The organism is Microbacterium sp. Se63.02b (assembly GCF_014171575.1).
Classification (GTDB): Bacteria; Actinomycetota; Actinomycetes; order Actinomycetales; family Microbacteriaceae; genus Microbacterium.
Window position 1 is genome coordinate 1,391,466 of the sequence record NZ_CP050453.1, and the last position, 21,815, is coordinate 1,413,280.

Consider the following 21,815-nt stretch of genomic DNA (forward strand, 5'->3'; position numbering starts at 1 on the left):
GTCCGCGCGGATGAGGGGGCGCTTTCGCATGCGTCTCAGCCCGTGTAGGTCTCGACCTTCACGATCTCGACGCTGATGTCGCGTCCGTTCGGCGCCTCGTACGACGACTTCTCGCCGACCTTCAGGCCGAGGATCGCCTGGCCGAGCGGGCTGGCCTCGCTGTAGACGTCGAGGTCGCTGCCGACGGCGATCTCGCGGCTGCCGAGGAGGAAGACCTCTTCTCCGCCCGCGACGACGGCGGTGACGACCGTGCCGGGCTCGACGATCCCACGGCTCGCGGGAGCTTCACCGACCTTGGCGGTCTTCAGCAGACCCTCGAGCGTGCGGATGCGGGCTTCCTGCTTGCCCTGCTCGTCCTTCGCGGCGTGGTACCCGCCGTTCTCCTTGAGGTCGCCTTCTTCGCGGGCCGCCTCGATGCGCTTGGCGATCTCGTCGCGGCCGACGGTCGACAGGTGCTCCAGCTCGGCGACGAGCCGGTCATACGCTTCCTGCGTGAGGAAGGGAACCTGAGCATCGGTGGACATGACGAAGCTCCTTCTTTCCGGATCCCTCCGACGTGCTGCGGGGGATATGCCAAGACGCCCCGGCACGGTGCCGGGGCGTCGTCTGTCTGGCACGAGTCTAGGCGACCCAGCAGGCGTTCACCAAACCTGTCGTCGCCTCCGACACGGTCGGGATGGTCACGGAACGTGCCTGCGAGTGGCTGTCTCCGGCCTCGATCTCGACGATCTTCCAGCCGACGACGCCGAACTCCTCATCGAGCGCCTCGAGGGCGCAGACGACGGCCTTGCCCTGCACGCCGGTGACCTGGAAGCTCACATCGACGGAGTGCTCGTCGACGAGCGTGAAGCCCAGGTCGTCGGCATCGACGGAGCTCATCGACTGGGCGACGGTCATCCAGCCGAACGCGCCGACCAGGAGCAGGGCCACGGCGCCGCCGATGATCCAGGGCGTCCGCCGCCGTCGGGTTCGGCCATAGCGTTCATCGAGCTCTTGCGCGGTCGTCACAGGGGGGGGTCTTCCGGTCGTTAGGCTGGTGGTTACCAGGTTATGCGACCTGAGTACGAAAGGCCGATTCATGCTCTCTCTGACCGAGACTCCGATGCCGACGCCCAGCATGACGGTGGATCCGGTTTCCGTCACTCCGGGGTTCGTCGGCTTCGCCGCGATCGTCCTGGTCGTGATCGCGGTGATCCTGCTGATCTGGGACATGAACCGACGCATCCGCCGGGTCCGTTATCGCGACGAGGTCCGCGAGGAGCTCGACGCGGAGGAAGCGGCCCGCGCCGCAGGCGAGTCCGAGGCCGGGACAGGCGCGACGGACGATCCTCGAGGGGCGACGCCGGACGACGGAGACGAAGAACCGCCCGCTCGCTGAGTTCCTCGCGCACCGGGACATCGTCGGTCGAGGAGCGCCCTCTACGGGGCGCCGAGCGATGGTGAGAGCGGAGCAAGGGCGATCAGCAGGCACGCCGTCCAGTGGCACAGGAAGGCGAGAACCGTGCACACGTGGAAGATCTCGTGGAAACCGAAATGCCCCGGCCAGGGATTCGGCTTCTTGAGCGCGTAGACGATCGCGCCGCCGGTGTAGAGGAGTCCGCCGACGATCACCAGCACCATCATCGCGACATTGGCGTCGAGCAGATCCACGATGTACATCACCGCAGCCCACCCGAGCAGCAGATACAGCGCGACGTAGAGCCAACGTGGCGCGTTGATCCAGAACACGCGGAACAGGATTCCGACCAGTGTGCCGCCCCACACCAGGCTCAGCAGCAGCACGCCCTTCGCGGGCGGCAGTGCCAGGACCGCGAGGGGTGTATAGGTGCCGGCGATCAGCAGCAGGATGTTGGCGTGATCGATCCGCTTCAGCAGCACCTTCATCTTGGGTGACCAGTCGATGCGGTGGTAGAGCGCCGAATTGCCGAACAGCAGCATGGAGGTGAGCATGAACACCGCTGCGGCCCATTTCGCCGCCGCACCCTCGGCGACGACGATCAGGATGATGCCCGCGACGACGGCGACGGGGAAGGTGGCGGCGTGGATCCAGCCGCGCCAGGTGGGTTTGATCTCGACCGCGGCGTCCACGGCCGCGGCGTCGAGCAGCGGCAGCTCGGGGATTTCGGGACCGGGGGACTCGGGTGTGCTCACGTGCTCACTCTAAGCGGATGCGCATTCCTCGCCGAGCACATATACCCAGCATCCGCACACCGTGACAAAAGTCTCGGCACGGTAGCGTAGGGAGGTGATATCACGCGAGAACCCGGTGCGAGGGCCGCTGTATCGGCTCTACACCAGTCGCCTGCGTCGCCACCTCGATCCGGCCTCGGTGCCGCACCACGTCGCGATGATGATCGACGGAAACCGACGATGGGCTCGTCAGCTCGGGTTCGCCACCCCGGCAGACGGGCATCGCGCCGGCGCGGCGAAGATGCGCGAATTCCTCGGATGGTGCGACGAACTGGGCGTACGCGTCGTCTCGCTGTATCTGCTGTCCAGCGACAACCTGCGAAAGCGCGATTCGGCGGAACTCGCCGATCTGATCGAGATCATCGCGGAACTCGCCGAAGCGCTGTCGCAGGAGGGAAACTGGCGGGTGAAACATGTGGGGCGCTCCGACATCCTGCCGCCTGAACTCGCACGGGTCCTCGCAGACGCCGAGGAACGCACGAAAGACCACAGCGGGCTGCATGTGAACCTCGCGGTCGGCTATGGCGGACGCAACGAGATCGTCGACGCCGTGCGGAGCATCATCACCAAGCACGAAGCATCCGGCGGGACCATGGAGGACCTCGCAGCCCACCTCACGCCCGAGATGATCGGCGAGCACCTGTACACGGGAGGGCAGCCGGATCCCGACCTCGTGATCCGGACGAGCGGAGAGCAGCGTCTCAGCGACTTCCTGCTGTGGCAGAGCGCGCACAGCGAGTTCTACTTCGTCGAGGCTCTGGGGCCCGATCTGCGGCAGGTCGACTTCCTCCGCGCGATACGCGACTACACGGATCGCGACCGTCGCTTCGGACGCTGAGCGGCGCACGGGGGCCACGTCAGCGTGCCACAATGACGAAATGAGCACGTTTCAGGACTATGTCGACACGTTCGACAACGAGCCCGGCTACCTGAATTGGGCGGCCTTCGGCCCATTGTCACCCTCCGTGCGCGCGGAGGTGTTCGCCGACGCCGACCTGCTCGGAAGCGGACGACCCTCGTCGCTGTCCCTTGTCGCGGAGCGGGTCGGGCAAGCACAGCAGATCATCGCCGAGCTGCTCGGCGGGGAAGCTGACGACGTCACCGTGCAGCCGTCTTCCACCCAGGGTCTCATGCATGCTCTGTACGGTCTCACCGGAACCGTCATCGCCAGCACGGCGGAATTCCCCAGCGTGAGTCTGACCGTCGAGCGGGCCGCGACAGCGACCGACCATGCGGTGAGACCCCGCTGGATCACCCCGGACGACGGGCATGTGACCGCCGACGCCGTCGTCGACGCGCTCGACGATGAGGTGGTCGCGATCGCCGTGAGCCATGTCGACTTCCGCACCGGGTACCGTGCCGATCTCGCCGCACTGCGCGATGCCATCGGTCCGGACCGGCTGTTGATCGTCGACGCCGTGCAGTCTTTCGGCGTGATCGACGTCGACTACACGCCGGCGGACGTGGTGGTCGGCCACGGATACAAGTGGCTGCGCGCCGGTCGGGGGAGCGCTTTCGCCTGGTTCGCGCCACGCGCCAGAGAGCGGATCAGTCCTCTGCTCTCGGGGATCACGGGGACGACCGCCTCCGGCCTCTTCGTCGACGAGCTTCCCGCACCCGCGGCGTCCGCGCGCGCGTACACGGTCAGCCAGCCCGACACCCTCGCGGCTGGACGCCTCGCGATCGGGGCGCGCGACGTGCGCGATGCGGGAATCGCAGCGATCGAGGATCGCCTCGCCGACAAGGTCGACGCCGTGATCGAGATCGCCGACCGTCACGGCATCGCCGTCCGTTCACCGCGCGAACGCTCGCAGCGAGCCGGCATCGTCGCGCTCGCCCCGGAGGAACCGGCACGCCTGGCCGCAGCGCTCGCCAACGCCGGGTTGGTGGTCACGGCGCGCGGTGCGTCTGTGCGCATCGCTCCGCACGCGGGGACGGACACCGAGACCTTGCAGCTCCTGGACGACACCCTGCACGCGTTCGGCAACGAGACGTTCATCAGCGCGTAACGAATCGCTGGCGTGTCTTGATCGGGTTAAGTCCCCGGGCGGTCGTACGTTCTAGGCATCGGGCAAGGCGCCCGACCGAGTCGACCTTGAGGCCTCCGACTCGTGACCCCCTGGTCGACTCGTTCGAATAGCCGGGATTCCCCCGGGTCGGGAGTGGGTCGTGACCACACGTACAGCGCAGCAGGCCGCCAGCACCGCGCAGCAGTCCACCCGTAAGACGTCGAGGCGCGCATCGTCCGCCGATCCAGACCAGGATCTGCGCACGTATGTCCTCGACACCTCGGTGCTGCTGAGCGATCCGCAGGCGTTCTTCCGGTTCGCCGAGCACTCGGTGGTCATCCCCGTCGTCGTGATCACGGAGCTCGAGGGCAAACGCCACGATCCGGAGATCGGCTACTTCGCGAGGCAGGCGCTCCGCCATCTCGACGACCTGCGCATCGAGCACGGACGTCTGGACTTCCCCGTCGAGGTGGGAGAGGGCGGCACCCTCCGTGTCGAGCTCGCGAACACCGACTCCTCGGTGCTCCCCGCCGGCATCCGGCTCAGCGACAACGACACGCGCATCCTCTCGGTCGCCATGCACCTCGCGCAGGACGGCCAGGACGTCACGATCGTGTCGAAAGACCTTCCCATGCGCGTCAAGGCCGCATCTCTCGGTCTTCGCGCCGAGGAGTACCTCGCAGAGCAGGCCGTGGACTCGGGGTGGACCGGGATATCCACCCTCGACCTCTCCGGCGACGACATCAGCGACCTGTACGAGAGCGAGGTGGGGATCAGCGAGCAGGCGCGGGGCCTGCCCGTGAACACGGGCCTGATCATCCACTCCGAGCGGGGATCCGCGCTCGGCCGGGTCACCGGCGACGGCGAGTATCGGCTGGTTCGAGGCGACCGCGACATCTTCGGGATGCACGGACGCTCCGCGGAACAGCGCATCGCGATCGACCTGCTGCTCGACCAGGAGGTCGGCATCGTCTCCCTCGGCGGTCGCGCCGGAACCGGCAAGTCGGCGCTGGCCCTGTGCGCCGGACTCGAGGCCGTGCTGGAGCGTCAGCAGCAGAAGAAGATCATCGTGTTCCGCCCGCTGTTCGCCGTGGGAGGCCAGGAGCTCGGGTATCTTCCCGGCGACCAGGGCGAGAAGATGGGGCCGTGGGGCCAGGCGGTATACGACACCCTGGGATCGGTCGTGTCCGGCAACGTGATCGAAGAGGTCATCGAGCGGGGACTGCTCGAGGTGCTTCCGCTCACGCACATCCGCGGCCGGTCCCTGCACGACGCGTTCGTGATCGTCGATGAGGCGCAGTCGCTCGAGCGCAACGTGCTGCTCACGGTGTTGAGCCGCATGGGACAGAACTCGCGGGTGATCCTCACGCACGACGTCGGGCAGCGCGACAACCTCCGCGTCGGACGCCACGACGGCATCGCGAGCGTGATCGAGACGCTGAAGGGACACGACCTGTTCGGCCACGTGACCTTGATGCGCTCCGAGCGTTCGGCGATCGCGGCCCTCGTCACCGAGCTCCTGGAGGGTGGAGAGCTCAGCTGACGACGGATGGCAGCGGATGCCCCGGGGGTCTGACCTCGCGGCATCCGCTGTTTCCTGTGTGCGACCCGATCACGAAGACGACGGACGCCGCGGGGAACGAGTCCGCGCGGCGTCCGGTCGTGCTCCGGGGTCAGCCCGGGTGGGTCATGGACAGCAGGTCGAGCTTCTCGTCGAGCTGTTCGAGGGTGAGGTCGCCGCGCTCGACGTAGCCGAGGTCGATCACGGCGTCGCGCACCGTGATGCCCTTCGCGACGGCGTGCTTGGCGATCTTCGCCGCGGCCTCGTACCCGATGAGCTTGTTCAGCGGCGTCACGATCGACGGGCTCATGCCGGCGAACGCCGCGGCCCGCTCGACGTTGGCCTGCAGACCGTCGATCGTCTTGTCGGCGAGCACGCGCGAGGCGTTGGAGAGCAGGCGGATCGATTCGAGCACCGCGGTGCCCATCACCGGGATCGCGACGTTGAGCTCGAAGGAACCGGATGCTCCTGCCCAGGCGACCGTCGCGTCGTTGCCGATCACGCGGGCGCACACCATGAGCACCGCCTCGGGGACGACCGGATTGACCTTGCCCGGCATGATCGAGGAGCCGGGCTGCAGGTCGGGGATGTGCAGCTCGCCGAGGCCCGTGTTGGGGCCGGAGCCCATCCAACGGAGGTCGTTGTTGATCTTGGTCAGCGACACCGCGATGGTGCGCAGCGCGCCGGACGCCTCGACCAGACCGTCGCGGTTGGCCTGCGCCTCGAAGTGGTCCTTCGCCTCGGTGATGGGCAGCTCGGTCTCGGCCGCGAGCAGCGCGATGACCTTCTGCGGGAAGCCGAGCGGCGTGTTGATCCCGGTGCCGGTGGCGGTGCCGCCCAGCGGAACCTCGGCGACGCGGGGGAGGGCCGACTGCACGCGCTCGATGCCCAGGCGGATCTGACGGGCGTAACCGCCGAACTCCTGGCCGAGCGTGACCGGGGTCGCGTCCATCAGGTGGGTGCGACCGGACTTGACGGCGTCCTTCCAGAGCTCCGCCTTCGCCTCGAGGGCGACCGCGAGATGGTCCAGAGCGGGGATGAGCGTGTCGATGAGCGCCTGGGTGACTGCGATGTGCACGGAGGTGGGGAACACGTCGTTCGACGACTGCGAGGCATTCACGTGATCGTTGGGATGCACGGTCGCGCCGAGGATGCGCGTCGCGAGCGTCGCCAGCACCTCGTTCATGTTCATGTTCGAGGAGGTGCCGGAACCGGTCTGATAGGTGTCGACCGGGAACTCGCCGTCGTGCGCCCCGGAAGCCACCTGGTCGGCGGCCTGCGCGATGGCGTCGGCGATGGCGGCGTCGAGTGTGCCGAGCTCCTTGTTCGCGAGTGCGGCGGCCTTCTTGATGCGAGCGAGCGCAGCGATCTGTGTCGACTCGAGGCCCTTGCCCGAGATCGGGAAGTTCTCCACGGCGCGCTGCGTCTGCGCCCCGTAGAGCGCGTTCACGGGGACCCGCACCTCGCCCATGGTGTCGTGCTCGATGCGGTAGCGCAGCGAGTCGTCGCCGCTGCGCTGGTCGGTGTCGGTCATTCCGAACCCTCCTTGGTTACGTCGGTTCCCTCGTTGTTGACGCCGTCGGCGTCGATTCCGACCGTGATCACGGGCACGGCAGCACCCTCGGCCAGACGGTAGTTCGCTCCGACGATGCCGAGGCGACCCTCGGCGACGGCGTTGCTGATGATCTCGGACGACTGCAGCAGGTCGCGAACGGTGTTGCGCAGATGCTCGATGCCGACCAGCTCCGCGTCGATGTCGGCGACGGTCGTGCCGCCGTTCTCGGCCAGCACCTTGCGCGCGGCAGGGACGATCGGCGCGATCAGCTTCCAGATGTGCGGCGGGAGAGGGGCAGCGTCGATCGCCGTGCCGTCGATGGCGGCGCGGACCGCACCGCAGGAGTCGTGAGCGAGCACGACGATCAGCGGCACCTCCAGGACGGCGACCGCGTACTCCAGGCTCGCGACGATCGACTCGCCCATGACCTGACCCGCGTTGCGGACGACGAACAGATCGCCGAGTCCGAGGTCGAAGATGATCTCGGCGGCGAGGCGCGAGTCGGCGCACCCGAAGAGCGTGGCCACCGGATGCTGGGCGGCGGTGAGGTCCTTGCGTCTGGCGACGTTCTGGTTCGGGTGCTGCGGCTCGTCCGCGACGAAGCGGCGGTTCCCGTCCTGCATCTGCTGCCAGGCCGCGGAGGGGGTCAGGGGATGGGTCATGAGGCCTCCGAGATGGCACGGATCTGCGGGATGAGGGACTCGGCGAGCTCGGCCGTGGAGTCGGCGGAGCGGGAGCCGTAGAGCAGGACGTAGTCGTCGCCCGCCTGAGTGCCGATGGCGTAGGAGACGTTCGCGTTCGAGTCGGCGTTGCTCGGCTCGAAGACGTCCCAATCGAGTCCGCCGATGCGCACGGTGTCGGTGGGGGCGATGCCGTTCAGGCGCTGCGGTGCCCAGGACACGTCGGCGTCGAACGCCTGGGCGACCTTGATGAAGCCGCGTTCGTCCTGAGCGGCGGGCGCGAGGGTGACCTCCCAGACCACCGTGGCGCCGCTGAGCAGCTTCGCGGAGTTCGCGCGCCAGAAGTCACCCAGCTCGGGGACGAGGACGGGGCCGTCCATCGTGGATTCGACGCCTTCGGCGATGCCGGCCACGTCGATCGGTTCGGCTTCGACCGGTTCCCCACGCGGCACGGCGAAGATGATGACGGCGACCACGGCGACGGTGACCAGCAGGGCGGCGATGAGGTTCCGGAAGGTCTGACTCGAGCGGTACGCCTTGCTGGACGCAGCCTTGCGCGCGGCGGTCTCATCCGGCGTCTCGGGGCGACCGAGTTCGGCGACGATGGGCGCCCCGGTGGTCTGCTTGCTCATGACTGTCCGCCTGGCGTCTCGGTGTCGGATGCCGCGGCTCTGGCGGCATCGAGTCGGCGCTTCGCCCCGAGGAGCCACTCCTCGCATCGTGCGGCCAGTGCTTCGCCCCGCTCCCAGAGCGCGAGCGAATGCTCGAGGGTGGGGGAGCCCTGTTCGAGCTCGGCGACGACCTTGACGAGTTCGTCTCGGGCTGCCTCGAACGACAGCGTGTCCACGGGGGTGTCGTTCAGGGCGCTCACTCCTCCATCTTACGTCGTGCGTCGTGGCGGTCCTGCTCAGGTGGACTCGGGGATCTCGCCTTCGGAACGGACCGCCACCGAGCCGCGATCGACGGTGATGGTGAGGGCACTGCCGGCAGGGGCGTCCGCGGCGTCGCGGAGGATCACGCCCCCTCGAGATGGGCGATCGCGTACCCGCGGGCGAGCGTCGCGGCAGGCGAGAGGGCGCGCAACGACGCGCGCAATTCGCTCGTGCGGCGACCGGCCGCGTCGAGCTGCCTGGTCACGGCATCCCGTCCGCGCGAGAGCTGCAGCCACAGCTCCTGAGCGCGACCGTCGATGAGGGGATCGGGTGAGCGCAGGACCGGACGCGAGCGCAGTTGTTCGAGCTGCGCGATGTCGTGCGTCAGGCGCTGGGTGAGGCGCGTCGTCGCGCGGGAGCGCAGTTGCGCGATGAGTGCGCGCTGTTCTCCCACATCGGGCACGACGCGCTTCGCCGCATCGGTCGGTGTCGAGGCTCGCAGGTCGGCGACGTCGTCGAGCAGGGGTGATCGTTCTCGTGTCCGATCGCGCTGACGATGGGGGTGGAGGCCCGCGGCCACCGCCCGCACGAGACGTTCGTCGCTGAACCCGAGGAGTGTCTGCGGGTCGCCGCCGCCCCTGGCGATGATGATGACGTCGACATCAGGGTCCGCATCGAGCTTGGCGAGGGCCGCGAGAGTGTCGGGTACGCACCGATCGCCCTGCACGGCCGCGTACTCGGTCCGGAAGCGGACCTGCGGCCACCGCAGCTCGGCGTTGCGGTGCACGTCTTTCTCGGCGTCCGACCGCTCGCCGGTGATGAGTCCGATGACGTGCGGGAGGAACGGGAGACGTGACTTGCGGGCCGGGTTGAAGAGTCCCTCCTGGCGCAGCTGCACCCGGAGTCTCTCGAGACGCTCGAGCTGATCGCCGAGCCCCACGTGCTTCATGGCGGAGACGGCGAAGCTGAAGTCACCGGCCTTGACGAAGTAGTCGGCTTTGACGGCGACGACGACATGGTCGCCGATGCCGATGTCGGACGGGATGCGCCCGCGCACGCTCGACCACACGCGGATCGAGATCTGCGCGTCGGAGCGGGTGTCTTTCAGCCGCGCGAACACGTTGCCGGCGCGCACGTTCCATGACGTGATCTCGCCCTCGACCCAGACGGTGTTCCAACGCGCGATGAAGTCGCGGATGGTCGCGTTGAGCCGGGTGACCGAGGTCGGGGCGTCGGCGGTGGAGTCGCGCGGGGCGACCGAATCGGCCGGCGGCGTCTCGCCGTGTCCCGTCGTCGCTTCGAAGACTGTCATCCGCTCCCGTTCCTGCCGGAGTCTCCCCGGCCTCGCACAGCCGTGCGGCGGTAGAATTCAGGGGTGACTTCGACTGCTGTTCATCTCCCCATCCCGCGGCTCCCACGTGTACGTGCGGCGGCCGGACGGCTTCAGGATAACCCGGTGGTCGGACGCAAGCGGGTTCTGCTCGCCGCACCGCGCGGCTACTGCGCCGGTGTCGACCGCGCTGTCGTCGCCGTCGAGAAGGCGCTCGAGCGCTACGGAGCGCCCGTGTACGTGCGCAAGCAGATCGTGCACAACATCCACGTGGTGACCGAGCTCGAGGCGAAGGGGGCGATCTTCGTCGAGGAGGTCGACGAGGTGCCGGAGGGTGCGCATGTCGTTTTCAGTGCACACGGTGTCTCGCCCGCCGTCGTGAACGCGGCGTCCGACCGCGGACTGCATGCGATCGACGCCACATGCCCGCTGGTGACCAAGGTTCATCGCGAAGCCGTGCGTTTCGCGCGGGACGACTTCGAGATCCTGCTCATCGGCCATGACGGGCATGAGGAGGTCGAAGGCACCGCAGGCGAGGCCCCCGACCATGTGACGGTCGTGAACTCTCCGGCCGAGGCCGACACGGTGGTCGTGAAGGACCCCAGCAAGGTCGTGTGGCTCTCGCAGACCACCCTCTCCGTCGACGAGACGATGGAGACGGTCAACCGCCTGCGCACGCGCTTCCCCGACCTGCACAACCCGCCGTCCGACGACATCTGCTACGCCACGCAGAACCGTCAGGTCGCGATCAAGAAGGTCGCAGCCGGCGCCGACCTCGTGATCGTCGTCGGCTCGTCGAACTCCTCCAACAGCGTGCGCCTGGTCGAGGTCGCTCTCGAGTACGGCGCGAAGGCCGCATACCGCGTCGACTACGCGGAGGAGATCCAGCAGGCGTGGCTCGACGGTGTCGAGACCATCGGCATCACCAGCGGGGCGTCGGTGCCGGAGGTCCTCGTGCGCGAAGTGCTCGATGCGATCGGCGACGCCGGGTACCGCGACGTCGAAGAGGTGAAGACGGCGGAAGAGGACCTCATGTTCTCGCTCCCGAAGGAACTTCGTCATGACGCCTCCGGCCAGCGCGACGATCGTGCACTCGGCGGTCGTGCCACTGGAGGAGGCGCGTAGCGTTGAGCGCCGCGGAAGCGGAGCCGACCCTCATCGGGTCGGTGCAGCGCGCGCTGCGGCTGGTCGACATCGTCGCCAATTCGCCTCGTCCGCTTCCGGCCAAGATGCTGGCGGCGATCACGGGGCTCACGCCGGGCACGACGTACAACCTCGTGCGCACCCTCATCCACGAGGGGTATCTGAGTGCCGAACCGGACGGGCTGGTGCTCGGCTCCCGGTTCCCCTCGTTCCAGACCCAGTTGGACTCGCGGGGAGTGTTCCTGGCGCGTGTGCGCTCGGCTCTGCGCGACGTCACGGAGGATCTCGGCGCGACCGCGTATCTCTCCCGCTTCGACGACGGCGAGATGCACCTGGTGGACATCGTCGACGCGGTCCGCAACCCCCGGGTCGAACTGTGGGTCGGTCTGCAGTCCAGCGCCCATGCGACGGCCCTGGGAAAGCAGATCCTCGCGGATCTACCGGACGATCAGCGCCTCGACTACCTCTCCCGGCACCGTCTGGAGGAGCTCACACCGCGCACCATCAGCGATCGCAGGACCCTGTTGACGCAGCTCGAGCATTCGCCGGGGTGGGCCGTCGATCACGAGGAGTACGTCGTCGGTGCGACGTGCGTCGCGGTCCCCGTGATCGCCCCGGGGGTCACGGCTTCGCTCGCGATCTCATTGCCTGCCGATCTCGCGGTCGTCGACCGTCGCCTCGTGTCGACGCTGCAGCGTGCAGCGCAGCGGCTCTCGCTGCAATTGGGCGCCGACTCCTTCGATGCCGGCTCCGACGGCGCGGAGTTCACTATCTGAAGATACGGCCCTGGTGCTCGGGCATGCGTTTTCCTATGATCAGGAGAGTAGCGGCATACATGAACGCTACTGATCACCCCCAGGCGTCCCCAGCGCCGGTGGTCAATCTGGATGAGAAGCGTCCCCAGCGCTTCACGTCCGCGGCCCCGAGGAGTCCCCACTTCTCCGGGGCCGCTATCGTTTTCCGCACGCTTCTCACCTGATCGCCGCTGTGAGCCACCCTGAGCCGGTGCGATTAGCATGGCGGGATGACCGATCAGCGGCCCCAGTACGGTGAACTCGCGACTCCCGAGGAACAGCGACGGGCCGCGAGCCTGCCGCCGCTCGAGGAGGTCGCCGTCGCGCCGGCAGCGCCTCCTGTCGCCCCAGCCGTCATCACAGCGCAGGATGCGACGGCCTCATCTGCGCGTCCGCACCCGGTCGACCGTCTCGTGACGCTCGCGTTGCTCGCCTACGGCCTGGTGAACATCGTCATCACCGGTCTGTCGTATCTGGACCTGCCGACGGTGCTGAACCAGACGATGACGATCCTGGGCATCGAGGGGGAGTTCACGAACTTCGCACAGGGAAGGGTCTGGGGACCGTCGCCGCGGTGGTGCTCGCGGTCGGCTGGTCGATCACCGCTGCGCTGTCGATCCGGCGGCTGCGCCGCGGTCGCATCACGTGGTGGCTGCCGATCGTCGGCGCGTTCGCGACCATGATCATCGTGACGATCTGCATCTCCGTGCCGATGATGGGCGATCCGGCGTTCATCGCCTACATCGAACAGATGACCACGCGCTGATCTGAGGCGAGGCCGCCGGTCGGTGCGGACCCTCGGAGAACGTAGAAGGGGCCCGGCAGGCAGCCGAACCCCTTCTGGTGTGTCCTGTCGGTCAGCTCTTCGACTGGCCGTAGGAGCCGAGCTGACGGGTCGACTCGACGACGCGGGCGGCCATCGCGGTCTCGGCGATCTTGCCCCAGGCGCGCGGGTCGTACTGCTTCTTGTTGCCGACCTCGCCGTCGACCTTCAGCACGCCGTCGTAGTTCTTGAACATGTAGTCGGCGATCGCACGCGTGTAGGCGTACTGCGTGTCGGTGTCGATGTTCATCTTGATCACGCCGTTCGCGACCGCGAGGGCGATCTCCTCGTCGGTCGAGCCGGAGCCGCCGTGGAAGACGAGGTCGAGCGGCTTCGGGCCCGTGTTGTACTTCGCGGCGACCTCCGCCTGGATCTCGCCGAGGAGCTCCGGGCGGAGCTTCACACCGCCGGGCTTGTACACGCCGTGCACGTTGCCGAAGGTGAGCGCGGCGATGTAGCGGCCCTGCTCTCCGAGACCGAGGGCCTGCACGGCCTGGTCGACATCGGCGAACGTCGTGTAGAGCGCTTCGTTCGAGCCCTCGTGCTGGACGCCGTCCTCCTCGCCGCCGACGACGCCGATCTCGACCTCGAGGATGGCGTTGATGTTCTTCATGCGGGGGAGCAGATCCTTGGCGATCTCGATGTTCTCCGCGAGGGGAACGGCCGAGCCGTCCCACATGTGAGACTGGAAGATCGGGTTGCGACCGGCCTTGACCTCTTCCTCGGAAGCGGCGATCAGCGGCTCGACGAAGCCGGCGAGGGCGTCCTTCGGGCAGTGGTCGGTGTGCAGCGCGACGGTGATCGGGTAGTTCTTGGCGACCTCGGTCGCGAAGCGTGCGAACGCGAGCGCACCCGTGGCGCGTGCCTTGACGGTGTGACCGGCGAAGTAGTCCGCGCCACCCGTGGTGACCTGGATGATGCCGTCGGAGCCGGCCTCGGTGAGGCCCTGCAGGACGGAGTTGATCGTCTGCGAACTCGAGACGTTGAAAGCGGGATACGCGAAGCCGCCGGCCTTCGCGCGGTCGAGCATTTCGGCGTACTGATCCGGGGTGGCGACGGGCATGAGAACTCCTGCGATAGGGAAGCCGGGACAGGAGCCACTCTATCGGGGCGCGCGCGGTGATACCGCGGGATGGACGACGTCGACGCGCTGGTGCTTCTGCGTTGGTGTTAAGAATCGCGATTCCTTCGTCTTGCCGAGGCCGAAAACGGGATGGTTCGCGCGCGCCGATCGGTAGGCTGACCGCATGGTGAGTCTGACTGCTGATCTGAGCCCGCTTCGTCCCGACCGCAACCTCGCGATGGAGTTGGTGCGGTCGACAGAGGCGGCGGCGATCCGTGCGGTCCCCTTCATCGGGCGCGGTGCGAAGGAAGCTGCGGATGGCGCGGCCGTTGACGCGATGCGTGCGTTCCTCGGCACGGTCGACTTCCAGGGACGCGTCGTGATCGGCGAGGGCGAGAAGGACAACGCCCCGATGCTCTTCAACGGCGAGATCGTCGGCACGGGGCGCGGACCCCTGTGCGATATCGCGGTCGACCCGATCGACGGCACCTCCCTCACCGCTGCCGGTCGACAGAACGCTCTCTCGGTGATCGCGGTCTCGGACCGCGGCACCATGCTCGACGCCTCGAGTGTCTTCTACATGGACAAGCTCGTGACGGGCCCTGCCGGTGTCGGCGTCGTCGACATCCGCCTTCCCATCGGCGAGAACATCCGCAAGCTCGCGGGTGCTCTCGACAAGCCGGTCGATGAGATCGTCGTGTCCGTGTTGAACAGGCCGCGTCACGAGCAGCTGATCCAGGAGATCCGCGACGCGGGCGCCGGCACCCGACTCATGAGCGACGGCGACGTCGCCGGCGGGATCAACGCCGCACGTCACGATGCGCGCACCGACATGTGCGTCGGCGTCGGCGGCAGTCCCGAGGGTATCGTCACGGCCTGCGCCATCAAGGCGCTCGGCGGACACATCCAGGGACGCCTCTGGCCGCGTGACGACGATGAGCGTCAGCGTGGCATCGACGCCGGGCTCGACATGGACAAGGTCTATGAGGCCGACGATCTCGTGCAGGGGAACAACACGATCTTCGTCGCGACCGGCGTGACCGACGGTCAGCTCGTCGCGGGTGTCCGCCGTGAGCGCGGCTACGTGTACACCGAGAGCGTCGTCCTCCGCGGAGCTTCAGGCACCCTGCGTCGCATCGCATCGGAGCACCTCGTCTCGAAGTGGCTCTGAGCACTCCGGCGCGTTCTGCATCGCGCTGATCGCAGCGGTGCGGTGTGCCATCGTTATCGAGCCGGTACCCGCGCGGAGTGGCGTGATCCACGCTTTCCGGAGCATCGTGTCACAATTGTCACTGGGTTTGTCGCCGTCGACGGAGCCGTCAGGCACCGCAGGCACAGGAGGGCGAACGGATGACAACGCAGCACACGAGCGGCTCGAAGGCCGCCGCGACGAAGATCATCACGACGAACACGGGACGTATTCTCCGGGTGAGCGCCGACACCGAGGCCGGCGCAGCGAGCACTCCGCCGGTGACGACTCCGCCTGCCGCGATCGCTGACCCGGCACGTCGTGCAGACGTGCTGTTCCGCGTCCGCCGCGACGAGGGCCACGAGATCAGCGCCTGGTGGATGATCGGAGCGTTCCTCGCCACCAGCGGTCTGGTGATCCTGTTGCTCAGCGGCGTGCCCGGAATCGCCTGATCATCGGGCTCTAGACCTCGTCGAGGCGCCTGCGCACCTCGCCCACGTCTGCGCGTACCGGTTCCGGGGTCGTGACGGCCGCTTCGTCGATCGTGTCTTCGTGTGGCCGCTCATCGCCGATCAGCTCGGGCGCGGTGAATCGCCGTCCGGTTCCCGCTGTGGCAGGCGACGCACTCGACAGTGCCGAGGCATCGATGCCGGGGAACTGCCGGGCGGTCACGAGCACCCGCGTCTCCAACGAACCGGCGAACCGGTTGTAGCTGTCGACCGTGCGCTCCAGTGCACGCCGCAGATCGTCGGCGTGGCCGGCGAGGGTGCCCAGCCGGTCGTACAGCTGCGTGCCGAGGGCGAGCAGCGTGCGGGCTTCGGTCGACACCTCCTGCTGCGTCCAGGTGAAGGCGACCGTCTTCAGCACGGCCCACAGATTCACGGGTGAAGCGAGGGCGACGCGCTTGCTGAACGCGTAGTCGAGAAGTGTCGGGTCTTCGTCGATCGCGGCGGCGAGCAGCGATTCACTCGGCAGGAAGCAGATCACGAACTCGGGGCTCGCCTCCAGTCCCGCCCAATACGCCTTCTTCCCCAACGCGTCGACGTGCGCTCGGACCGCTTTGACGTGCTTCTGCAGGAGGGTGCGTCGCTGCGGCTCGTGCGAATCGGCCGCGGGGAGTGCAGATGCCTCGAGATAGGCGTCGAGCGGGACCTTCGCGTCGACCGCGATCGAGCTGCCGCCCGCGAGGCGCACGACCATGTCGGGGCGCCCCTGGCCGCGATCCGACGAGATCGTCGACTGCAGGTCGAAGTCGACGTGTCGGGTCAGACCGGCAGCCTCGACCACGCGCCGCAGCTGCGTCTCGCCCCACACGCCGCGGGTCGCTGTCGAGCGCAGCGCCCCCGCGAGCGACTCCGTGGTCGCGCGAAGCGCCTCGTCCGATTCCTGGGCACGCCGCAGCTGTTCTTCGAGGGTGCCGAACTGCGCATGCCGCTCGCGCTCGATCGCGGTGACCTTGCTCTGCATCTCCTGCAGGCTCTCCCGCACGGGAGCGAGGGCCGTCAGCACCGCGTTCTGCTGCTGTACTCGTTGCGCTTCGGCGCGCTGCTCGTTGCGTGCGTGCTCGACCGCATCGCGATAGAGGTCGTACTGACGGTCGCGGTCGTCGCGCGCCGCCGCCAACTCGGCCTCGCTGCGAGCGAGCTCTGCTGCACCGCGCCCCGCGCGCAGGAACCACCCCAGGGCGACGCCCGACGCGAGCGCGACGAGTGCGAGAACGAGAACGAGTGCATCCATGTGTTCATGATGCGACCGGCGTCCGACATTCGGAGGTCGGCGCGCTGCGAGGGGCGGGGCGTCAGGCGACCGCGCGTTCCAAGGCGGGTGCGACCGCGGCCGGCGCGACCGGGGCGGTCACGCGCAGGCTCAGAGCGTCGGCGAGGGCGAACACGTCGGCGGCTCCGGCTCTGGACGCCGCGTCGATCACGATCTGTGCGCAGGCGCGCGCGTCGGCCAGAGCATCGTGGTGGGAGAACTCGGCGAATCCGGCCGCGGCCGCGGCGCTGGGCAGACGGTAGGAGTCGAGTTCGTAGGTCTTGCGGGCGACCTGGAGGCTGCACAGCGAGCGATACGGCGGGCATATCTGTCCCGTGGCCTCGGAGGCGCGGCGCAGGACGTTGAGGTCGAAGCCGGCGTTGTGGGCGACGAGGACGTCGGCTCCTGCGAAGGCACAGAGACGGTCGAACTGCTCGACCCACGTGGCGGCCGTCGACACATCCTCCGGCTGGATCCCGTGGATGCGCACGTTCCACTCCTGGAACTCGTCGTGTCCGGGCGGAGGCTGGATAAGCCATCCGGTCATCGCGACGACCTCGCCGCCGCGCACCCGGACGAGTCCCACAGAACAAGCGGAGGCGGGGCTGGAGTTCGCGGTCTCGAAGTCGATCGCAGTGAAGTCCAGTGGCACGTCTCCACTCTCCCTCCGTCGTCCGCGAGCGGGCGGCAGACTCGCCGTAGGCTGGCGGCATGGCTGAAGACATGGCGACGTCGTTCGGCGCGCAGGCGGGAGACTACGAGGTCGGCAGACCCGAGTATCCGTTCGACGCGGTGGCATGGATGCTGGAGCGGATGCCGCCCGACTCGCGCCGTATCGCCGATGTCGGAGCAGGGACGGGCAAGCTCACGCGAGTCCTCGCCGCGGCGCCGGAAGCCGAGGTCGTCGCTATCGACCCGGATCCGCAGATGCTCGCGATGCACCGCTCCACTGTGCCCGGCGTGCCGACGTTCACCGGGACGGCGGAATCGCTCCCGCTTCCCGCTGCGAGCCTCGACGCCGTCGTGCTCGGACAGGCCTGGCACTGGGTCGAGCCGGTCGCCGGCTCCCGTGAGGTGGGTCGCGTGGTGCGCAGCGGGGGAGTGCTGGGGTTGATCTGGAACATCAGGGACGACCGCATCGAGTGGGTGCGTCGCCTGACCGAGATCATGCACGGCAGCAACGCCGAGATCATGCTCGCGGATGGCGGCCCCGAGGTCGCTGCCCCGTTCGGCGCGCTCGAGGAACGCTCGTGGGAGTGGGCGCGCCCCATCACCAGGGAGCACCTCCACCGCATGGCCTCATCGCGCAGCTACGTGATCACGGCATCCGACGCGGAGAAGGCGCGGATCCGGCGGGAGATGGATGAGCTGTTCGACGAGATCGGCCTGGACGACGACAGTACGGTCGACCTGCCCTACATGACTCGGGCGTTCCGCGCCGTGCGCGACTGACGCGGGCCGCGGGACGCACAGCGTTCCGCAGGGCCGCGCAGCTCCGGCCAGGTAGACTCGTGCCCCGTGGCTCTCACTATCGGCATCGTCGGCCTGCCCAACGTCGGCAAGTCCACCCTCTTCAACGCTCTCACCAAGAACGACGTGCTCGCGGCGAACTATCCGTTCGCGACGATCGAGCCCAACGTCGGCGTGGTGAACCTCCCCGACCCGCGGCTCGAGAAGCTGGCCGAGATCTTCGGCAGTGAGCGGATCCTCCCCGCAGCGGTGTCGTTCGTCGACATCGCCGGCATCGTGCGCGGCGCCAGCGAGGGCGAGGGGCTCGGCAACAAGTTCCTCGCGAACATCCGCGAGGCCGACGCCATCGCGCAGGTCGTGCGGGGCTTCGCCGACGACGACGTGGTCCACGTGGACGGTGCGGTCAATCCCGCATCCGACATGGAGACGATCAACGCGGAGCTCATGCTCGCCGACCTGGAGACCGTCGACAAGGCGATCGCCCGGTACGAGAAGGAAGTGCGCGGGAAGAAGATCGAGCCTGTCGTGCTCGAGACCGCGAACGCGGCGAAGGATGCTCTGGAGCGCGGCGTGCTGCTCTCGGTTGCGGGCATCGATCTGACACCCATCCGCGAGCTCGGACTCCTGACGGCCAAGCCCGTGATCTTCGTGTTCAACGTCGATGAGGCCGTGCTGACCGACGACTCCCGCAAGGCGGAGTTGGCCGCGCTCGTCGCGCCGGCGAAGGCCATCTTCCTCGACGCGAAGATCGAGTCGGAGCTCATCGACCTCGACCCCGAGGATGCGGCGGAGCTCCTCGCATCGACCGGGCAGGACGAGTCGGGTCTCGACCAGCTCGCGCGTATCGGCTTCGACACACTCGGTCTGCAGACATACCTCACCGCCGGGCCGAAGGAAGCGCGTGCGTGGACGATCCCCCAAGGGGCCAAGGCTCCCCAGGCGGCGGGTGTGATCCACACCGACTTCGAGAAGGGCTTCATCAAGGCCGAGATCGTCTCGTTCGACGACCTCGTCGCGACGGGATCCGTCGTCGAGGCCCGCGCCAAGGGCAAGGCCCGTCTCGAGGGCAAGGACTACATCATGCAGGACGGCGACGTGGTGGAGTTCCGCTTCAACAACTGAGGTCTGGACGACATGATCCGAGTGGCGCGCGGACAACATGATCCGAGGGCGGACGCCTGAGATTAGTTCCGACGCAAGATATTGGCGATGTCCAGCTCCGGCAACTTGGCCATCGACCGCCGTGCCCACTCGGGGTCAACCATGGCTTGCGCGTACGTGATCTGCAGTTGGGCTTCTTTCATTGTGTAATGGAGCAACTCCGTCCAGTAGACAATTTCTACGTGCCGCCTCGAGCTCATGACGGCCCTGAGGAAGGCCGTGGCGCTCTGATTCAAGCTATCCATGCACTCGTACGCCGGCATGTAGAAGCCCACAGGTCTTGGGCCATGGAGGAAGACACCCGAGGAGTCCGCGACTGCTGACTTCACCGATCCACTGTGCGAGGCGTGGACGTGGTGACTGGCGTTCGAAAAGCGGGAGCTTGCATCGTCGTTTCCGTACGCTCTGCTTATGTCTGCGTAGGTCACGCGACGGTCGTCGAAGGCGGGCGATGCCCAGCCGTATGGTTTGGACATTGAGACGCCATGCTGCCGGATCACGCGCTGATACTGCCTGTCTATTGTTTGAGAAGCCTCGTCAGAAAGGCCCCGAATATGACCGTCCTCCTTGCGGCGCCACATCTCCACATGGTGACTTGCCTCGAATCGTCGTGCAATCTCCGTGCTGCTTCGTTCGATGAACGTCGCGATCACACCGAGCTCCACGACGGTCCGCATGCGGGCTTCGGCTCCGTCGGGAAATCCGCGTTCGAGCAGTGCGAAGGTTTCGTTAGTTGCGGTCATGGCCCGTTGGAGCAGTCCTGCCAAAGCCTCCGCCTTCCGACGCGGGCGTCCCTGCTGAAGCCAGCGAGTGCCGGCGGATGCCAGCACATGACCGCAGATCGACAGATAGGCCGCGACGAAGTCTATTGACTCGTCTAGAAGCCCAGCTACCGAGTCGCTCACCAGGTCTGGGATTGCGCGAGCCGCCGAGCCAAGCTCCGCGAGGTCCTCTGGAAGGTGCCAGTCGAGATTCTCAAGGAAGTCGCGCGCCTTCTCGCGTGGGTCAGCGTTCGGAGTTCGACGTCTGTAGGACGTGACACTCCCTGTTACTCTCTGCGAGAGTTTTCTCAAGAGTTCTCTCTCGAGTTCGGCCAGGTCCATTACCTGATCTGCTTTGGCTGACCGTCCGGCGCCTGGAGATGTGCTCATGCCTGAAGTATGCCGGTCCCATACGTGTGTGTTCGTGGTCGACGAGGCTCCCGCTCGGGGCCGCAACTTCGAAGTTCGTGTTCTGCGAATCGAACAGGATTAGAGCACCAGAGGTTGTTTCACTATGTCGTGGAGTCCCGCTTCAACAACTAGTCGCTCGAAAGCGGATGTGCGTCGGCGCGGGCGCTGAGTCGCCGACGGATCTCATCGAGCATCCGATCGGTCTCGGCTCGCTGGAGGGCCACTGTGGTCGCTGTCGAGGGATCGACCGGCTCGAACGTGTCGACGAGATCCTCGACGTGCTCGGCCGTGATGCGGTAGACCTTCAACCCGCCGCCCTGGTCACGCGCCATGCCGCTCGGCCAGACATCGACCTGTGCGCCCGCGACGCCGATCCGCCAACCATAGGGTTCGAGCTGCTCACGGACGATGCAGAGCGCCTCGAAGGCGTCGTCGGCGACGGCCTCAGCCGTGCCGAACGCCCGACCGGAGATCGTCACGGCCCAGCGGTGGTCGTCGGTCAGTCGCCACGCGACCGTGGCCTCGTGGACCAGGCCGTCCCGAGAGGCGCGGATCGACTGGGGGCTCGCCAGACGTCGTGCCATGGTGCGGGCTGTCCTCTCATGGGTGGGTGATGAGATGGGTGTCATTCTTGCAGTCCGCCCTGCGGAAGTGGGCGACGTCGTCCATCAGGATCGCAGCGCTGACATACTGGCCCCGTGGAAGATGCTCACGTTCCTCGCCGCGGGTACCGGGAGATCCTTCCCGCGCTCGCGATCCTGCTCGTCACCTGGCTGCTCCTGTGGATGGCTCAGGGAATCCCCACGCTGTGCGCCCTGGCGAACCCGTGCCCTGCCCCCGATGTCCGAGTCGCTCCAGCTCTCCTGTTCGGAGGCCTGATGCTGATCCCCGCCGTCGTCCTGATCGCCTTCCCCGCCATCGGGCGCCCGACCGCTGCCGGTGTGCGTGTCGTCGCCTACGTGCTTCTGGTCGGTCTCGCGGTCGTCGGTCTCGGGGCCGTGCTGTTCTCGGGCGGATTCAGCATCGGGACGTTCTGATGCCCTGCGGC

Annotated in this window: 25 protein-coding genes; 12 read left to right on the forward strand and 13 right to left on the reverse strand. The window is 67.5% G+C overall.

The genetic code is table 11. The features are described 5' to 3' along the window. Window positions 1-35: 35 nt before the first annotated feature. Together greA and G4G29_RS06885 are read right to left on the reverse strand one after the other, a co-directional pair. Window positions 36-524, reverse strand: coding sequence for a transcription elongation factor GreA (gene greA, locus G4G29_RS06880; protein WP_183152266.1), 489 nt, complete (start codon window positions 522-524; stop codon window positions 36-38). 97 nt (window positions 525-621) lie between these two features. Continuing rightward, the gene (locus tag G4G29_RS06885; protein ID WP_183152267.1) at window positions 622-1,008 is read right to left on the reverse strand and encodes a DUF4307 domain-containing protein; all 387 of its coding nucleotides are present in this window, start codon (window positions 1,006-1,008) and stop codon (window positions 622-624) included. Between the two features lie 70 nt (window positions 1,009-1,078). On the opposite strand from G4G29_RS06885, the gene G4G29_RS06890 reads away from it, so the two are divergent. Further along, window positions 1,079-1,378 (forward strand): hypothetical protein, encoded by a 300-nt coding sequence (locus G4G29_RS06890; protein ID WP_183152268.1) that lies wholly within the window; start codon window positions 1,079-1,081, stop codon window positions 1,376-1,378. Window positions 1,379-1,419: 41 nt separating this feature from the next. Here G4G29_RS06890 and G4G29_RS06895 read toward each other — a convergent pair whose 3' ends face one another. Further along, window positions 1,420-2,121 (reverse strand): hemolysin III family protein, encoded by a 702-nt coding sequence (locus tag G4G29_RS06895; RefSeq protein WP_183152773.1) that lies wholly within the window; start codon window positions 2,119-2,121, stop codon window positions 1,420-1,422. Window positions 2,122-2,248: 127 nt separating this feature from the next. Here G4G29_RS06895 and G4G29_RS06900 point away from each other — a divergent pair, with 127 nt between their 5' ends. The 3 genes from G4G29_RS06900 (at window position 2,249) to G4G29_RS06910 (ending at window position 5,742) form a co-directional block, all read left to right on the forward strand. Then, the gene (locus G4G29_RS06900; RefSeq protein ID WP_183152774.1) at window positions 2,249-3,028 is read left to right on the forward strand and encodes an isoprenyl transferase; all 780 of its coding nucleotides are present in this window, start codon (window positions 2,249-2,251) and stop codon (window positions 3,026-3,028) included. Window positions 3,029-3,068: 40 nt separating this feature from the next. Further along, entirely contained in the window at window positions 3,069-4,199 is a 1,131-nt protein-coding gene (locus G4G29_RS06905) for an aminotransferase class V-fold PLP-dependent enzyme (RefSeq protein WP_183152269.1), read from the forward strand. A 256-nt stretch (window positions 4,200-4,455) separates the two neighbouring features. After that, the gene (locus tag G4G29_RS06910) at window positions 4,456-5,742 is read left to right on the forward strand and encodes a PhoH family protein (protein WP_244632659.1); all 1,287 of its coding nucleotides are present in this window, start codon (window positions 4,456-4,458) and stop codon (window positions 5,740-5,742) included. A gap of 130 nt (window positions 5,743-5,872) precedes the next feature. Here the strand turns inward: G4G29_RS06910 and G4G29_RS06915 are convergent, their stop codons facing one another. The 5 genes from G4G29_RS06915 to xseA form a co-directional block, all read right to left on the reverse strand. Next, the gene (locus G4G29_RS06915) at window positions 5,873-7,294 is read right to left on the reverse strand and encodes a class II fumarate hydratase (RefSeq protein WP_183152271.1); all 1,422 of its coding nucleotides are present in this window, start codon (window positions 7,292-7,294) and stop codon (window positions 5,873-5,875) included. Next, window positions 7,291-7,977 (reverse strand): carbonic anhydrase, encoded by a 687-nt coding sequence (locus G4G29_RS06920; protein WP_183152272.1) that lies wholly within the window; start codon window positions 7,975-7,977, stop codon window positions 7,291-7,293. Before G4G29_RS06920 ends, G4G29_RS06915 begins: the two co-directional genes overlap by 4 nt. Beyond that, window positions 7,974-8,627: a DUF4245 family protein gene (locus G4G29_RS06925; protein ID WP_183152273.1), complete on the reverse strand. Its 654-nt coding sequence runs from the start codon at window positions 8,625-8,627 to the stop codon at window positions 7,974-7,976. The genes G4G29_RS06920 and G4G29_RS06925 overlap by 4 nt, the downstream gene beginning before the upstream one ends. Beyond that, the gene (locus G4G29_RS06930) at window positions 8,624-8,866 is read right to left on the reverse strand and encodes an exodeoxyribonuclease VII small subunit (RefSeq protein ID WP_183152274.1); all 243 of its coding nucleotides are present in this window, start codon (window positions 8,864-8,866) and stop codon (window positions 8,624-8,626) included. The genes G4G29_RS06925 and G4G29_RS06930 overlap by 4 nt, the downstream gene beginning before the upstream one ends. Before the next feature lie 143 nt (window positions 8,867-9,009). Next, window positions 9,010-10,179 (reverse strand): exodeoxyribonuclease VII large subunit, encoded by a 1,170-nt coding sequence (xseA, locus tag G4G29_RS06935; protein WP_244632484.1) that lies wholly within the window; start codon window positions 10,177-10,179, stop codon window positions 9,010-9,012. 63 nt (window positions 10,180-10,242) lie between these two features. Here xseA and G4G29_RS06940 point away from each other — a divergent pair, with 63 nt between their 5' ends. From G4G29_RS06940 to G4G29_RS06950, 3 genes are all read left to right on the forward strand, one after another. Next, a complete protein-coding gene (locus G4G29_RS06940) occupies window positions 10,243-11,322 on the forward strand; it encodes a 4-hydroxy-3-methylbut-2-enyl diphosphate reductase (protein ID WP_183152275.1) in 1,080 nt (359 codons plus the stop codon). Between the two features lie 2 nt (window positions 11,323-11,324). Continuing rightward, a complete protein-coding gene (locus G4G29_RS06945; RefSeq protein WP_183152276.1) occupies window positions 11,325-12,116 on the forward strand; it encodes an IclR family transcriptional regulator in 792 nt (263 codons plus the stop codon). A 248-nt stretch (window positions 12,117-12,364) separates the two neighbouring features. After that, window positions 12,365-12,817 (forward strand): DUF6264 family protein, encoded by a 453-nt coding sequence (locus tag G4G29_RS06950; protein WP_244632485.1) that lies wholly within the window; start codon window positions 12,365-12,367, stop codon window positions 12,815-12,817. Between the two features lie 174 nt (window positions 12,818-12,991). On the opposite strand, the gene fbaA is transcribed toward G4G29_RS06950, so the two are convergent. Next, window positions 12,992-14,020 (reverse strand): class II fructose-bisphosphate aldolase, encoded by a 1,029-nt coding sequence (gene fbaA, locus G4G29_RS06955; protein WP_183152277.1) that lies wholly within the window; start codon window positions 14,018-14,020, stop codon window positions 12,992-12,994. A 184-nt stretch (window positions 14,021-14,204) separates the two neighbouring features. Here fbaA and glpX point away from each other — a divergent pair, with 184 nt between their 5' ends. Together glpX and G4G29_RS06965 are read left to right on the forward strand one after the other, a co-directional pair. Then, complete coding sequence (gene glpX / locus G4G29_RS06960) at window positions 14,205-15,191, forward strand: class II fructose-bisphosphatase (protein ID WP_183152278.1); 987 nt, start codon at window positions 14,205-14,207, stop codon at window positions 15,189-15,191. 179 nt (window positions 15,192-15,370) lie between these two features. Continuing rightward, on the forward strand, window positions 15,371-15,661 hold the full coding sequence (locus G4G29_RS06965; RefSeq protein ID WP_183152279.1) for a hypothetical protein: 291 nt from the start codon (window positions 15,371-15,373) through the stop codon (window positions 15,659-15,661). Between the two features lie 10 nt (window positions 15,662-15,671). On the opposite strand, the gene G4G29_RS06970 is transcribed toward G4G29_RS06965, so the two are convergent. Together G4G29_RS06970 and G4G29_RS06975 are read right to left on the reverse strand one after the other, a co-directional pair. Further along, on the reverse strand, window positions 15,672-16,946 hold the full coding sequence (locus tag G4G29_RS06970; protein ID WP_183152280.1) for a DNA recombination protein RmuC: 1,275 nt from the start codon (window positions 16,944-16,946) through the stop codon (window positions 15,672-15,674). A gap of 61 nt (window positions 16,947-17,007) precedes the next feature. After that, window positions 17,008-17,616 (reverse strand): 3'-5' exonuclease, encoded by a 609-nt coding sequence (locus G4G29_RS06975; RefSeq protein WP_183152281.1) that lies wholly within the window; start codon window positions 17,614-17,616, stop codon window positions 17,008-17,010. Between the two features lie 59 nt (window positions 17,617-17,675). Between G4G29_RS06975 and G4G29_RS06980 the strand changes: the two genes are divergently transcribed. Both G4G29_RS06980 and ychF read left to right on the forward strand, forming a co-directional pair. Next, entirely contained in the window at window positions 17,676-18,416 is a 741-nt protein-coding gene (locus G4G29_RS06980) for a class I SAM-dependent methyltransferase (protein WP_183152282.1), read from the forward strand. Between the two features lie 66 nt (window positions 18,417-18,482). Further along, window positions 18,483-19,556, forward strand: a complete 1,074-nt coding sequence (gene ychF / locus G4G29_RS06985) for a redox-regulated ATPase YchF (protein WP_183152283.1) — start codon at window positions 18,483-18,485, stop codon at window positions 19,554-19,556. A 62-nt stretch (window positions 19,557-19,618) separates the two neighbouring features. On the opposite strand, the gene G4G29_RS06990 is transcribed toward ychF, so the two are convergent. Together G4G29_RS06990 and G4G29_RS06995 are read right to left on the reverse strand one after the other, a co-directional pair. Then, the gene (locus tag G4G29_RS06990; RefSeq protein WP_210274249.1) at window positions 19,619-20,698 is read right to left on the reverse strand and encodes a DUF5677 domain-containing protein; all 1,080 of its coding nucleotides are present in this window, start codon (window positions 20,696-20,698) and stop codon (window positions 19,619-19,621) included. A 197-nt stretch (window positions 20,699-20,895) separates the two neighbouring features. Beyond that, a complete protein-coding gene (locus G4G29_RS06995; protein ID WP_244632486.1) occupies window positions 20,896-21,351 on the reverse strand; it encodes a hypothetical protein in 456 nt (151 codons plus the stop codon). Window positions 21,352-21,465: 114 nt separating this feature from the next. On the opposite strand from G4G29_RS06995, the gene G4G29_RS07000 reads away from it, so the two are divergent. Next, complete coding sequence (locus G4G29_RS07000; RefSeq protein ID WP_183152285.1) at window positions 21,466-21,804, forward strand: hypothetical protein; 339 nt, start codon at window positions 21,466-21,468, stop codon at window positions 21,802-21,804. Window positions 21,805-21,815 lie beyond the last annotated feature (11 nt).